The organism is Blautia sp. 2227st1_G12_2227SCRN_220401 (assembly GCF_039062885.1).
GTDB lineage: Bacteria > Bacillota > Clostridia > Lachnospirales > Lachnospiraceae > Blautia_A > Blautia_A fusiformis.
Window position 1 is genome coordinate 26,116 of sequence record NZ_JBCLNI010000019.1, and the last position, 14,411, is coordinate 40,526.

The following is a 14,411-nucleotide window of genomic DNA, read 5'->3' on the forward strand; positions in this document are numbered from 1 at the left end:
ATGAAAATGATATTAACATTAATATTAGAAAAAGTGTAAGCTGATTTCTGAAATGCAGATGTGTAATGTTTATGCACATCTGTATTTTTATTATTGTTTCGTGGCTGTGTATCACACAATCTTTTTTGAAAAGGAGAAGAAATTGAAATTAGGAGCAAGAATAAGAAAAATCCGTATGTTTCGCAAACTAACGCAAAAAGAACTGGGGCGTAGGTTAGGATATGGGGAAAGTAGTGCGGATGTGAGAATCGCCCAATATGAAAGCGGACAGCGCACGCCAAAACAGGAAACGCTTATCCGGATAGCAGAAATATTGGAAGTTGATGTCCGGAATTTTTTAAGTCCTGGAATTGCGACAATGGACGAATTAATGGAAACTTTATTCTGGATGGATGAAGAAAATAGAGGGCTTTTTCATCTGTTTCTGCTAAATGATTCAGAAAGTGAAATGGTTGGAATCACAATAAGGGATAAAAAAACAATGTCTTATCTGCAGGAATGGATGGGGAAAAAGCAGAAATTGGGCGATGGAAGAATCACAGAAGAGGAATATCTGGAATGGAAACTGCATTGGCCAGAGAATAAGAGAAAAACAGAATATAAAACCGTATGAAGTAAAAAGGAATTGCTTTGCGGAGAGTTACCTGTTAGAATATTACTGGAGTAACCGTGTACAGGGTTGGTAAAAACCTCCTGGATTTTCAGATTCCGTTAAGGGATACAGAAGAAGGGAGGTGGAGCGAATGGATACATACGAAGTCTTGAGCTTATTGTTCTTAGGCGGTACGTTTCTGATTGCTTTGCTTGCCTATTTGGATAATAGGGACAACAAGCGAAAAAAATAGCCTACCCTGTCTGCCAACAGGATAGGCAGCTCTCTTTGAGAGCAAAATAAATTAAAACCTAATCCAGGAGCATCCACCTTGTGGGCGGTTACTCTTTTCAATTAGAATATAGCATTTTCTCTCCGAAAAGTAAAGTACATTTTATGCAGCCAATTCTAAAAAAGAGTGGGCTGTTTTTTTATTGATAGGAGGGAAGTTTAATGTCTAAACTACAGGACATCCGAAACTTGGTGCAGGAACATGCCGTATCAGTGAGCAGTTCGCCAGGGGATTGGATGGATTATATGGACACAGCATCAAGGTTATATCGTTATTCTTTTTCAGACCAGCTTCTGATCCATGCACAGCGTCCAGACGCAACAGCCTGTGCATCACTGGAACTATGGAATGAAAAGATGTTACGCTGGGTAAATCGTGGTGCAAGAGGAATTGCCTTGTTTGATGAAACCTGGCAGAATACCAAACTTCGTTATGTGTTTGATATTTCGGATACCCACATGGTAGCCGGAGGCAGAAGCCCATATCTTTGGAAGATGCAGGAACACCAGAGAGAAGAGATCCTCACCCATCTGGCAGAAGTCTATGCTCTGGAAGAAAAGGATGCGGCAACTTTGCAGGACGCATTGATGGCGGTCGCAAGGGAAATGGTCAATGACAATCTGGAGGAATACCTGGATGGATTGGAATATGCTGTAGAAGGTACTTATCTGGAAGATCTGGATGAGGTGACGATCCGCAGTGATTTTCGTCAGCTGGCAACAGACAGTGTTTACTATCTGCTTTCCAGGCGATGCGGGCTTGACCCGATGGAACTTCTGGAAGAAGAGGACTTCATGCATATTACAGATTATAACCATCTGTCAGTTCTCACCTTCCTTGGAAATGCGGCAAGCCAGCTCAGTGAGAGTATTCTGATTGATATTGGAAAGACCGTACATAAAATTTCTCTGGAAGAAGCGAGAAAAGAGGTTGAAAATTCCAATGAAAGGAATTATAATAACTTTACCACGTTAATGCACGAAATTAAAAACCAGGATGCAGAAACGAAAAAAGAAGAAAATATTGAAAATGAAGGAGGAACCGATTATGGAACTGACATATCATCGCAAGGGAGATTACCTGTTTCCGAATCTGACCGTCGAAGAGGAAGAAGTGACGATCGGGAAATACGGGATGCTGCGGAGGACATTTCTGAAGGAATACAAGAACAGCCTTTATCAGAGCCTGTTCCTGACCGGGAAGCTGAACAGCCATCTGGAACAGATCGAGAAAGCAGCACAGGAGAGAATGGACAGCCAGATGGAGAAATTACTGGAGAAGAATCCGGCACCGGACAAGGAAGCAGATCCGATGGCATGGACAGCACACATGAACGCACTGATGGCAACAGCGGAAGAGAGCATCTTGACGGAATTGGTATACAGTTAGTCGAAGATACAAGAGAAGATGGATTGAGTAAAGCAGAGGAAGAGATCGCCTCTGCTTTATCTTTGCCCGAATATCCCACCGCAAATGAACAAAGACGGAAGATCGAGGAAAAGGCAGCTGCCCTTTATGCCGGAGAAATTCCGATTCCAGAGCAAGTTGTTGATGAGATCTTACGGACAGGAGGAAACCGGAAAGCCAGCCAGCTCCGGATCATCTATTATCTGATAAAGAATGACCAGTTCCTGCAGGCAGAAGATTATGCTCGTATGCCGGAATATGAACGGGAGCAGATGGCAAATAAGGTACTCCGTTTTTATGACCGTCTTCCGGAAGAGGTGGACAGACCATTTACGGAGGACTTCTTCTGGGAAAAACCAGGAAAAGAAATGGTGGCAGTTTTAGAGAATCCAGAGCAGACAGAAGAACTGTTACAGAAGATGGATGCAGCATTGGCAGCTTTGCCATTGGATTTTGAGGCATATGGGACAAACTACCAGCAGAAAACAGAACTTCTTTCGGAACTCCACCAGTATGCAGAAGGAACCTATACGATATTCCCGACACCGGAAGCAGAACCATCTTTTGCGGAACCATCCGGACACCAGATGACCATGTTTGATTTCTTGGATACAAAGGCAGTGACAGAACCGACCGTAGTAGATATGTCAGATGTGGAGGAAATAGAAGAGGAAGAGGTTACTGCCGAAGAATCTATTTCAGAGAGTCAGGAGCAGGAAATAATAGAAACTTCTGAGGAACAGGAACAGAAAGAACCAGAAGAAGAGGTAACAGCTAAAACAGCAGAAAAACTGGCGGAGTCCTGGGATGAAGGTGTTTTTGAGTATCAAGGGTATCATTTTGAAGCAGTAGGGGTATTGCCGGAAGGAATAGAAGGAAAAGATCTGGTTGCACAGACCCGTTCCAATACAGAACTGCATTTATCGACCTATCATACAGAAGATTTCCCTAAATATTCGTATGATGATTTTTATGCAGTCAGCAATGCACCAACTGCCGATGTGTTCCGGTGCCTGGAAACCGGACGCAATTATATTCCCGGAGAAAATGAACTGTTTGGATATGAGGGAGAATTCCAGCCATATTTAAAACCGGAAGTAGAAAAGATTGTAACAGAACCACACAACTTCCGTATCCAGGATAATGACCTTGGTGCTGGCGGTCCGAAGGCAAAGTATAAGGCAAATATAGAAGCCATCCATTTGTTACAGACTTTGGAGAAAGAAGAACGTCTGGCAACACCCGAAGAACAGGAAATCTTATCCCGATATGTTGGATGGGGTGGCATCCCGCAGGCATTTGAGGAGAGTAACAGCAGCTGGGTGAATGAGTATCTGGAATTAAAGAATACTTTATCGCCAGAAGAATACAGTGCAGCAAGGGCATCGACCTTAAATGCTTTTTATACATCCCCGACCGTGATCCGAAGTATGTATGAAGCATTGGAAAACATGGGACTGAAACAGGGAAATATCCTGGAACCATCGTGTGGAGTCGGTAACTTTATGGGACTGATCCCGGAGAGTATGAGCAAAGCTAATATGTACGGTGTGGAGCTTGACCCAGTTTCGGGCAGGATTGCAAAACAGCTTTACCAGAAAAATAAGATTGCCGTGCAGGGATTTGAGGAAACCAGTTATCCGGATAGCTTTTTCGACTGTGTGATAGGCAATGTTCCGTTTGGAGCGTATCAGGTCAGTGACCGTAGGTATGACCGGCATCATTTTATGATCCATGATTATTTTATTGCAAAATCCCTTGATCTGGTGCGTCCGGGCGGCGTAGTTGCAGTAGTAACTTCCAGTGGAACGATGGATAAGCAGAATCCGGCAGTGAGACAGTATATCGCAAACCGGGCAGAACTGCTTGGAGCCATTCGATTACCGAATAATGCGTTCCAGAGAAATGCCAATACCAGTGTTGTTTCTGATATTCTGTTTTTCCAGAAAAGGGACAGGGCATCCATTGAGGAACCGGAATGGTTAAATTTAAAGGAAACACCGGAAGGCTATTCAGTCAATGCTTATTTTGCAGAGCATCCGGAAATGGTGCTTGGTGAGTTTACTACAGAAAGTACCCAGTATGGAAAGCAGGAAGTGACCGTAAAACCAAAAGAAGGAATTACCTTAGAAGAACAATTAAAAGAAGCTGTCCAGAATATCCATGGCACGATCACGGAACTGGAACTTTCGGATACAGAGCTGGAGGAGGATGTTGTCTCTATCCCGGCAGACCCGGATGTAAAGAATTTCAGTTTTACCGTAGTGAATGAGGAAGTCTATTACCGGGAAAATTCTGTGATGAACCGCATGGAGCTTCCGGCAATGACAGCGGAACGTGTCAAAGGGATGGTGAAGATCCGTGATGTTACGAATGAACTGATCCGGTGTCAGATGGAAGAGGGAAGCGATGAGCAGATCACAAAGCTGCAGGAAAAACTCAATGAAGAATACGATACCTTTACAGCAAAATATGGTCTTATCAGCAGCAATGCCAATAAGAGGGCATTTAGTCAGGACAGCAGCTATTGTCTTTTGACTTCTCTGGAATTTCTGGATGATAAGGGAGAACTGAAACGGAAAGCGGATATTTTTACCAAAAGGACAATCCGCAGGGCAGAAACGGTAACTTCCGTGGATACTGCCAGTGAAGCACTTGCGGTTTCCATTGGTGAGAGGGCAGGCGTTGACCTTTCTTATATGGCACAGCTTTCCGGGAAAACAGAAGCAGAGCTTACAGAAGAACTGGCAGGGGTGATCTTTAAGAACCCAGTCGGTGAAAAATGGGAGCCATCGGACGAATATCTTTCTGGAAATGTGAGGGAGAAACTGCAGATTGCCAAACAGTTTGCAGAAAATCACCCGGAATATCAGGTGAACGTGCAGTATTTGGAGCAGGTACAGCCAAAAGATCTGGATGCGTCAGAGATTGAGGCAAGACTTGGGGCAACCTGGATCTCCGAGGCTTACATTACACGGTTTATGGCAGAGACATTCCATACACCAAGATATTATGTAGGGAGCAAGGTCAAAGTCCAGTATGCCGAAGTGACCGGACAATGGAATGTTATGGGAAAGAATGTGGACAGCTACGGAAATGCCCTTGTCACTTCCACTTATGGAACACAGAGAGCCAATGCTTACCGTCTTTTGGAAGATGCCTTAAACCTTAGAGATACCAAGATTTATGACACGGTACAGGATGCCGAGGGGGAACACCGGGAATTAAACCGGAAGGAAACAATGCTGGCACAGCAGAAGCAGGAACTGATCAAAGAGGAATTTAAGGAGTGGATATTTAAAGACCTGCATCGACGGGAAGATCTCTGTAAGATCTATAATGAACGATTTAACAGCATCCGTCCACGGGAATATGATGGAAGCCATATTCAGTTTGTCGGCATGAACCCGGAGATCACCCTGATGCCGCACCAGAAAAATGCAGTGGCTCATGTGCTGTATGGAAATAATACGTTACTGGCTCATTGCGTAGGAGCAGGGAAGACGTTCCAGATGATCGCAGCCGGTATGGAATCAAAACGGCTGGGACTCTCACAAAAGAATCTTTATGTCGTGCCAAACCATCTGACCGAGCAGTGGGGCAGTGATTTCCTACGTCTCTATCCGGGAGCAAATATCCTGGTGGCAACGAAGAAGGACTTTGAGCCGGCAAACCGAAAACGGTTCTGTTCCCGTATTGCGACAGGGGATTATGATGCCGTGATTATCGGCCATACGCAGTTTGAGAAAATCCCTCTTTCAAGAGAACAGCAGATTGCCATGCTGGAAGATCAGATTGCAGATATTACGTTCTCCATTGAAGAAGCAGCACATCAGGCAGGGCAGAATTATACCATCAAGCAGTTGGAAAAAACAAAGAAGAGTTTGCAGGCGAGGATGAAGAAACTCAATGACCAGACCAGAAAGGATGATGTAGTAACCTTTGAGCAGTTAGGCGTAGACCGGCTGTTTGTGGATGAAAGCCATAGTTTTAAGAACCTTTTTTTGTATACAAAAATGCGGAATGTGGCGGGTATCTCACAGACGGATGCACAGAAAAGTTCCGATATGTTTATGAAATGCCGGTATATGGATGAACTGACAGGCGGCAGAGGGATCACCTTTGCTACAGGTACTCCTGTATCGAACAGTATGACGGAGCTTTACACTATCATGCGTTATCTCCAGTATGACACACTCATGCGTATGGGCATGGGACACTTTGATTCCTGGGCGGCAACGTTCGGGGAGACAGTAACCGCAATCGAATTATCACCGGAGGGCTATACTTTAATAGGACGATAAAATTAACTGTCCTAAATTGAAAATACATAAGGAAGGAGGTTAAGAGAATGTCAAGGACTTCAAAGATTACAGCACTTTATGAGAGATTATCAAGAGATGATGACCTGAATGGCGAGAGTAATTCCATTACCAATCAGAAAAAATACCTCGAAGATTATGCCCGTAGAAATGGCTTTGAGAACATCCGCCATTTTACTGACGATGGTTTTTCGGGTGTAAATTTCAATCGCCCAGGCTTTCAGTCTTTGATAAAAGAAGTTGAAGCAGGCAATGTCGGAACATTGATTGTTAAGGATATGAGCCGATTAGGGCGAAACTATCTGCAAGTCGGATTTTATACGGAAATTCTGTTTCCGCAGAAAGATGTCCGTTTTCTTGCAATCAACAACAGCATTGACAGCAACAATGCTTCGGATAATGATTTTGCTCCGTTTTTGAATATTATGAACGAATTTTATGCCAAAGACACGAGCAATAAAATCAAGGCTGTATTTGATGCCCGAATGAAAGACGGAAAGCGTTGTAGCGGTTCAATCCCTTATGGATATAACCGATTGCCGAGCGATAAGCAGACGCTTGTTGTTGACCCTGTGGCTTCTGAGGTGGTAAAGCGTATCTTTCTGCTTGCCAATGAGGGCAAAAGTCCACGAGCCATAGCGGAAATACTGACCGAAGAAAAGGTTTTAATTCCTGCCGCATATGCAAAGGAATATCACCCAGAACAGTACAACGGGATTAAGTTTGCAGACCCTTATATTTGGGGCATATCTGCCATTAGAACGATTTTAAGCAGGCAGGAATATCTTGGACATACTGTTTTGAGAAAGTCGGTCAGCACCAATTTTAAATTGCATAAGAGAAAGACTACCGATGAAGATGAGCAGTATGTGTTTTATAACACCCACGAGCCTATCATATCGCAGGAACTTTGGGACAGCGTTCAGAAGCGAAAGAAACGAGTGAACAGAGCTGCGGCAAGAGGTACACATACCAACCGATTAAGCGGTTATCTGTACTGTGCCGACTGTGGCAGGAGAATGACTTTGCAAACGCATTATAGCAAGAAAGACGGTTCTGTTCAGTATTCTTACCGTTGCGGCGGGTATGCAAGCAGGGTTAATTTCTGTACTTCCCATACGATTAGTGCTGATAATGTTGAAGCCTTGATATTATCGGCAGTTAAACGCTTTTCAAGATTTGTTCTGAATGATGAAAAAGCCTTTGCTTTGGAACTGCAATCCCTTTGGAAAGATAAGCAAGAGGAAAAGCCGAAGCACAATCAATCGGAGTTGAAACGCTGTCAGAAACGCTATGACGAACTCTCTACGCTCATTTGTGGCTTGTATGAAAATCTTATATCGGGATTGCTACCCGAAAGACAATACAAGCAACTGATGAAGCAGTATGACGATGAACAGGCTGAATTGGAAGCGAAAATGGAAACGATGAAAAAGGAACTTTCTGAAGAAAAAGACAGCACTATGGATATTCAGCATTTTATATCGCTGATACGCAAGTACAAAAATCCTACGGAAGTTTCTGATTTGATGTTTACCGAACTCATTGACAAGATTGTGGTGTATGAAGCCGAGGGTGTGGGAAAAGCAAAGACACAAAAGGTTGATATTTACTTCAATTATGTCGGACAGGTCGATATTGCCTACACCGAGGAAGAACTTGCCGAGATAAAAGAGCAGGAAGAACAGGAAGAAAAGAAGCGATTGGAGAAACAGCGTCAGCGTGAAAAAGCCTATCGAGAGAAGCGAAAGGCAAAAAAACTTGCTGAAAACGGTGGCGAAATCGTCAAAACAAAGGTATGTCCTCATTGTGGGAAAGAGTTTACCCCTACAAGCAACCGACAGATTTTCTGTTCAAAGGATTGCTGCTATCAGGCAAGGCAGGATAAGACAAAAGCCGATAGAGAAGCGGAAAAAGGAAGTCATTATTATCGTCAGCGTGTATGTGCTGTGTGTGGCAGTACTTACTGGCCTACACACAGTCAGCAGAAATTCTGTTCCGAGGAATGTAAAAAGGTAAATCACAATAAGAAAACCTTGGAGTTTTACTACAAGAAGCAAAAGGAGAAAGAACTATGCAAAGATTTATTACAGACGAAAGAACAGGTATCCGATACGAACTCATCGGAGATTACTATTATCCCTGCCTGACAGTAGAGAAAAGTCCTCCCCTTTCAAAATATGGTCGATTGCGGCAACGATATTTGAGGGAACATAAGCGTGTGCTATATTTTAATCTGCTGACAAGCGGAAAGTTATATGAACACCTTGCCGAAATTGATACTTCGGCTCGTGATATGGCGGAATATCTGATAAAGGAAATGGCAAAGAAGCAGGGTGTAACGGAAGAACTGAAAGCAACGGATATGATGAGATGGATAGGATTGATGAATAACATTCGAACCTGTGCCGATGAGATTGTATTGAATGATATTGTGTATTCCTAACGGATACCAACCGAAGAAGAACTGCTGTCAAACCGATGGCAGTTTTTCTTTTTCGGCAAGTATTCAAGAAGTCATTAAGTCGTGAGTATAATCGAAGTGGTAGAAAAATTCGTAAAGATGTGGTACAATACTTTTGCTTGTGAGCGACAAATCGAAATTTGAGGAGATAGACTAGTGAGAACATACGAGAATAAAGATGAACTTAAAAACGAGATAAATAAAAGTTTTGCAAAGTACATTGTAGAATTCGATGTTATTCCAGAATCATTAAAAGATAAGAGAGTTGAGGAAGTTGACAGAACTCCGGCAGAAAATCTTGCCTACCAGGTTGGATGGACAACGCTCGTCCTTAAATGGGAAGCAGATGAAAGCAAAGGTCTTCATGTCAAAACTCCTTCCGATGATTTTAAGTGGAATCAGCTTGGTGAATTATATCAATGGTTCACAGATACATATGCTCATCTGTCGTTGCAGGAGCTTAAAGACATGCTGAATGAGAATATTAATTCGATTTATGAAATGATTGACTCATTAAGTGACGAAGAATTATTCGAGCCACATATGAGAAAGTGGGCCGATGAAGCAACCAAAACAGCGGTCTGGGAAGTATACAAGTTCATACATGTTAACACAGTTGCTCCGTTCGGAACCTTTAGAACTAAGATTAGAAAATGGAAAAGAATAGCACTATAAATTTCAGTTTGCCAGTATCTTAGACAGAATATGAACAACGAAAAACATCGTAGCAATACGGTGTTTTTTTGTTACCTAAAACCAACAAATTCATACATAACCACAGGTTAGTACAAATACCTTGTGTGATTTTTTGAAAGGCTTAGAACGGGGATTTTCTCCGATTTTCGCCCCTAAAAGATACACAAAAAGGTTTCAAGTATCTTTCCTGTGGTTTTTTTATTTTCAAACGGAAAGGTGGATTGATATGCCAAGAATGAGCAAGAAACGGAAACAAGAATGGGCATTGTTTCTGAATGACCGTAATCGCATTACCTACAACGAACTTTGCAGAAAATGCAGGAATGACTGTAAGCAGAGTTTCCGCTGTATCGTGGTGCTTTGCCCGAAATATTTATCGAAAAGGAGAACAAATAAAAATGATTGAAAATGAAATGACTGTCAGCGTACCTCTTGAAGTTGTCAAGGCAAGCGAAATCGAGCCGAAAGAAGTGAAATGGCTGTGGTATCCGTATATTCCGTTTGGCAAGGTTACGCTGTTGCAGGGCGATCCGGGCGATGGAAAAAGCAAGCTAATGCTTTCCGTTGCCGCCCTGCTCTCAAAGGGCGAACCTCTGCCCTTTACCGAAACGGAAGAAAACGAGCCTGTGACTATCATCTATCAGACAACGGAAGATGACGCAGACGATACGGTAGTACCTCGCTTTAACTCTGCCGGTGGCAACGGAGAGAACCTTATCTTCATCAGGGAAGATGAAAAGTCTTTATCCTTTGGGGATAACCGTATTCGTGAAGCGATTGAGATGTACCACGCAAAACTTTTAATTCTTGACCCGATGAGTTCCTATATCGGAGAAATCTGTTCGATGAACAATGCCAACGAAACACGAGCCGAGTTTAATCATCTGATAGCGGTTGCGAAAGATACTGGCTGTGCGATTGTGATTATCGCTCATATGAACAAGATGAAAGACACCAACCCCCTTTACCGTACCAATGGTTCGATTGACATTGCGGGTGCTGCAAGAAGTATTCTTGCAATCACACGCACACCGAACAAGGAAGTACCTGCGGAAAGATATTTGGTGCAGGTAAAATCCAACCTTGCCCCGACAGGCTCTGCCATTCTGTTTGAAGTATCTGAGAAAGGTGTGGACTTCATTTCCGAAATGGAAATGACAGCAGAAGAAGCGTTCCAGTCCCTTGCCCCGAAAATTGGCAGACCCAACGATAAGGAAGTCAAGGCGAAAGCATTTCTGATGGAAATGCTGAAAGACGGAGAAATGCTTTCTTCAGATTGTGAAGAAAAACTTGAAGCCGCAGGGTTCAAGAAATCGACCATCAAAAAGGCAAAGAAGAACACAGGAGTTATTTCCCGAAAGAAAGGTTTTCTGTGGTACTGGTCTTTGCCGATGGGCGATATACCGAGAGAATAAAAACGGACTGTCTGCTGATGGGACAGTCTGATTTTATGATTGAGGTATCAAAGGAGGTCAAGGGGGAACACCCTTGCCCACGACATCTTTGCAGACGAAGTCTGAAAGTGTCATAGTGGGTTACACACATTCAAAGAATGTTGTGTAACGGCTTCGCCCTGCCGAGAAAGGAGAACGAAAATGGCTAAAAACAACAAAGCGGATATGAGTTGTGCAAGGGTTAAAAAGTACACCGCTTCCGATGTCAGCAAAGCAGAAAGACACAACGAGCGCAAAAATGAAACCTATGAAAATATGAATGTCATTGAGGAACGCATACCATTTAATGTGCATTTCAAAACACCGACTGCCCCGACTTATATGGAACAATTAAAGCAGATGGAAACTGACGGTTTGGTGTCGCTTCGTGGGTTGAGGAAAGACGCAACGATCTTCAATGAAATTGTGATTGATGTGAACACGATGTACTTCGAGCGTAACGGCGGCTACGAATACGCAAAGCAGTTTTATGAAGAAGCGTTCCATTTCATCGAAGAAAAATTCGGTGCTGAAAATGTAATATCGGCAGTAATGCACGCTGATGAAATCAATATAGCGGCAACCGAGGAACTTGGGAAAGAGGTGTACCACTATCATCTTCACGCTATGGTTCTGCCTGTGGTGGAGAAAGAAATCCTATGGAGCAAGCGTTGCAAAGATGAAAAACTGCGAGGAACGGTTAAGGAAGTTGTTCATCAAATCAGCCATTCAAAGAAATGGAAATCGGATATTCCGCTGACCGACGAAAAAGGCAATCCGCTTCTCAGAAAGAACGGAAAACCGATGTTCCGAGCTTCATACAGTATTCTGCAAGATGAATTGTTTAACCATATGACGGAGCAAGGCTTCAAAGGCTTTCAGCGTGGCGAATACGGAAGTACAGCAGAACACCTGACTTCCCTGCAATATCAAATCAAGCAGGACAAGGAACGCTTGGAGAAGTTGCAGAAGCGCATTCAGCATGAACAGATAAAATATGAGCCTGCCCGTAATGTTTCTAAAACCTATAACGAGATTGACCGTATGGGGCAGAAAACAATCACAGGTAAAATGGCAATCTCCAAAGAGGATTATTCTGAGCTTACTGCCCTTGCCAAAGAGGGCATTACAAGTCGTGCGGAAATTAGCGAATTAGAACAGAGTGCCAACTATTACCGACAGAAATATTTTGACTGTGCAAACGCGCTCGAAAGAATGAAAACTAAATACAACGAACTGAAAGAAAAGTGCAGACCTTTTCTTCAAGCGTTGGAGCATTTCCCCGAAGTTGCTAAACTTTTTACCGAAAAAGTGAAGCAACTTTTTTCTTTTAAGGAAGCACAGGAACGAGCCGAAAAAGAAGCAAGGGAAAAAGAACGACAGGAGCGTATCAAGGCTCGAAGAAACAAGCGTGGTATGGAAAGATAACCATTTCCATTATACTCACGACTTAATGACTTCTTGATATATTGAAAATCTGCGGTTACTGGGTGCTCTAATGTGAATGCCCAGCAATCAAATTTTATGAAAGAGAGGAACTGACTATATGAAAGAACAGAAATATTCTTATTCACAGCGAATTGGAAAGACAACATTCATCGTAAATGTAAAGCAGTCCGAAAGTGCCAAAAAGCCTTTGAATACGGTGTTTCAAGACATCTGCAAGCACGAGGTTTTGGGCGATTTCTTTACGGACAAATCATTTAATTTAGAAAATCCACAAAAAGTATCTTGACAAACTCGACCCCGAAGGAACGGGCTATCGTGCAAAAACACGGTTTGCCCGTTTTTTCAATCTTCCGGAGCTGATTTCTATTTTTAAGGAAGCTGCAGATATTCAGACTTCTGATATGCTGAACCTTCCCGTACCGGAAGCAGAGTTTATCAATGAAGTCTTGAAGCCAAGTGAAGAACAGCAGGATATGGTAGCAGCATTTTCAGAACGTGCAGAATCAGTAAGAGCAGGAATGGTAAATCCGACAGAGGATAATATGCTCAAGATTACCAACGATGGAAGAAAGTGTGCGTTAGACCAAAGGCTTTTGAATGAACTCCTTCCGGATGCCGAAAAAAGCAAGGTCAATACCTGTGTGGAAAATGCTTTCCAGGTATGGGAGGAAGGAAAAGCAGACCGGACAACCCAGCTGATCTTCTGTGACCTGTCCACACCAAAAGGAGACGGGACTTTCAACGTATATGATGATGTCCGGAACAAACTGACAGAAAAAGGAATCCTGAAAGAAGAGATTGCTTTTATCCATGAATACAACACGGAGGCAAAGAAAGCGGAACTGTTTGCAAAGGTGCGGGCCGGACAGGTGAGAATCCTGATGGGTTCCACTCCAAAACTCGGTGCTGGTACCAACGTACAGGACAGGCTCATTGCCCTCCATCACCTTGACTGTCCGTGGAAGCCGTCTGATGTAGGACGGATTTTGCGGACATTCAAAATAAAAAAGAATGTGGAGGTAACAGACAATGGCAAAGACAATTTTTGAGGAAATGGGCGGCAAATACGAAAGGCAAGGCGATTATTTAATACCGTGCTTAACTGTACCCGCCGAAGAAGAACAGCCGATAGGCATCTGGGGACAGCGGCATTTGGATTATCTGAAGCATCACTGCAAAGTTACATACACCAATCTTCTTACAAGCGGCAGACTTAACGCTTACCTTGCCGACATTGACAGACAGGCACAGGAACGCTTTGAAAGGCTCATAGAGGGTATGAAACAGGCACAGGGCATAACGGAACAGCTAAAGGCAGAAAACGCCTTAGAATGGACAGGATGCCTCAATAACATAAGGGCTTGTGCGAGGGAGATTGTGGAAAAGGAAATTATTTTTGCATAAACAGATGATTAGTGGCAGGGGGAAATCCTGCCGCTTTTTCTGCTTTAGTTTGTCAGCTTGACAAATAAAGAGTTAAGGAATATAATTAGATTCAGTATTATACAAGGAGTTAATAAATATGCGGCAAGGTATTCTTAAATAAACTGTCAATTTGATAGTGGGAACAAAAAGTAGCAGTCCCGTTTCACTTTTAATATGGGGCTTAGTTTTTTGTACCCAGTTTAAGAATACTTTTATCATGTAATTTTATATGCCCGAAAACATATAAGTGTTTTGGGGCTATTGGAGTTATTTACCCAGTGATAGGAGTATTTATCACTGGGTATTTTTATGCCCTTTTTTGGGTGTTGAT

11 protein-coding genes and 2 pseudogenes are annotated in these 14,411 nt (G+C 42.9%); all 13 read left to right on the forward strand.

The window, feature by feature from the left end:
- Positions 1-142 precede the first annotated feature (142 nt).
- The 13 genes and pseudogenes from ABCM67_RS10730 to ABCM67_RS10790 all read left to right on the forward strand — a co-directional run bounded on the left by ABCM67_RS10730 (position 143) and on the right by ABCM67_RS10790 (position 14,059).
- The gene (locus ABCM67_RS10730) at positions 143-613 is read left to right on the forward strand and encodes a helix-turn-helix transcriptional regulator (protein WP_342992855.1); all 471 of its coding nucleotides are present in this window, start codon (positions 143-145) and stop codon (positions 611-613) included.
- A 130-nt stretch (positions 614-743) separates the two neighbouring features.
- Positions 744-845: a putative holin-like toxin gene (locus ABCM67_RS10735; protein WP_015524590.1), complete on the forward strand. Its 102-nt coding sequence runs from the start codon at positions 744-746 to the stop codon at positions 843-845.
- Between the two features lie 1,086 nt (positions 846-1,931).
- Positions 1,932-2,273, forward strand: coding sequence for a TnpV protein (locus ABCM67_RS10740; protein ID WP_118051254.1), 342 nt, complete (start codon positions 1,932-1,934; stop codon positions 2,271-2,273).
- Between the two features lie 1,142 nt (positions 2,274-3,415).
- Positions 3,416-6,595 (forward strand): annotated as a pseudogene (locus ABCM67_RS10745) (SNF2-related protein); the annotation flags it as partial.
- A 47-nt stretch (positions 6,596-6,642) separates the two neighbouring features.
- Positions 6,643-8,763 (forward strand): recombinase family protein, encoded by a 2,121-nt coding sequence (locus ABCM67_RS10750; RefSeq protein ID WP_142691972.1) that lies wholly within the window; start codon positions 6,643-6,645, stop codon positions 8,761-8,763.
- Positions 8,688-9,059: a TnpV protein gene (locus ABCM67_RS10755; RefSeq protein WP_004612398.1), complete on the forward strand. Its 372-nt coding sequence runs from the start codon at positions 8,688-8,690 to the stop codon at positions 9,057-9,059. The genes ABCM67_RS10750 and ABCM67_RS10755 overlap by 76 nt, the downstream gene beginning before the upstream one ends.
- A gap of 174 nt (positions 9,060-9,233) precedes the next feature.
- On the forward strand, positions 9,234-9,752 hold the full coding sequence (locus ABCM67_RS10760; protein ID WP_342992856.1) for a ClbS/DfsB family four-helix bundle protein: 519 nt from the start codon (positions 9,234-9,236) through the stop codon (positions 9,750-9,752).
- Positions 9,753-9,999: 247 nt separating this feature from the next.
- Complete coding sequence (locus ABCM67_RS10765) at positions 10,000-10,179, forward strand: hypothetical protein (RefSeq protein WP_226845240.1); 180 nt, start codon at positions 10,000-10,002, stop codon at positions 10,177-10,179.
- Positions 10,172-11,188, forward strand: a complete 1,017-nt coding sequence (locus ABCM67_RS10770; protein WP_226845238.1) for an AAA family ATPase — start codon at positions 10,172-10,174, stop codon at positions 11,186-11,188. The genes ABCM67_RS10765 and ABCM67_RS10770 overlap by 8 nt, the downstream gene beginning before the upstream one ends.
- Before the next feature lie 180 nt (positions 11,189-11,368).
- Positions 11,369-12,634: a plasmid recombination protein gene (locus tag ABCM67_RS10775; RefSeq protein WP_142691970.1), complete on the forward strand. Its 1,266-nt coding sequence runs from the start codon at positions 11,369-11,371 to the stop codon at positions 12,632-12,634.
- A gap of 118 nt (positions 12,635-12,752) precedes the next feature.
- A complete protein-coding gene (locus tag ABCM67_RS10780; RefSeq protein WP_055173307.1) occupies positions 12,753-12,941 on the forward strand; it encodes a transposase in 189 nt (62 codons plus the stop codon).
- Between the two features lies 1 nt (position 12,942).
- Positions 12,943-13,704: pseudogene (locus ABCM67_RS10785) on the forward strand (DNA methylase); the annotation flags it as partial.
- On the forward strand, positions 13,685-14,059 hold the full coding sequence (locus ABCM67_RS10790; protein WP_001140406.1) for a TnpV protein: 375 nt from the start codon (positions 13,685-13,687) through the stop codon (positions 14,057-14,059). The pseudogene ABCM67_RS10785 and the gene ABCM67_RS10790, both read left to right, overlap by 20 nt.
- Positions 14,060-14,411: the final 352 nt, after the last annotated feature.

Excerpts from the sequence above, each read along its gene's own strand:
- ABCM67_RS10790 (WP_001140406.1), top strand. The coding sequence starts at position 13,685 with ATGGCAAAGACAATTTTTGAGGAAATGGGCGGCAAATACGAAAGGCAA.
- ABCM67_RS10775 (WP_142691970.1), top strand. The coding sequence starts at position 11,369 with ATGGCTAAAAACAACAAAGCGGATATGAGTTGTGCAAGGGTTAAAAAG.
- ABCM67_RS10740 (WP_118051254.1), top strand. The coding sequence starts at position 1,932 with ATGGAACTGACATATCATCGCAAGGGAGATTACCTGTTTCCGAATCTG.
- ABCM67_RS10755 (WP_004612398.1), top strand. The coding sequence starts at position 8,688 with ATGCAAAGATTTATTACAGACGAAAGAACAGGTATCCGATACGAACTC.
- ABCM67_RS10780 (WP_055173307.1), top strand. The coding sequence starts at position 12,753 with ATGAAAGAACAGAAATATTCTTATTCACAGCGAATTGGAAAGACAACA.
- ABCM67_RS10765 (WP_226845240.1), top strand. The coding sequence starts at position 10,000 with ATGCCAAGAATGAGCAAGAAACGGAAACAAGAATGGGCATTGTTTCTG.
- ABCM67_RS10735 (WP_015524590.1), top strand. The coding sequence starts at position 744 with ATGGATACATACGAAGTCTTGAGCTTATTGTTCTTAGGCGGTACGTTT.
- ABCM67_RS10750 (WP_142691972.1), top strand. The coding sequence starts at position 6,643 with ATGTCAAGGACTTCAAAGATTACAGCACTTTATGAGAGATTATCAAGA.
- ABCM67_RS10770 (WP_226845238.1), top strand. The coding sequence starts at position 10,172 with ATGATTGAAAATGAAATGACTGTCAGCGTACCTCTTGAAGTTGTCAAG.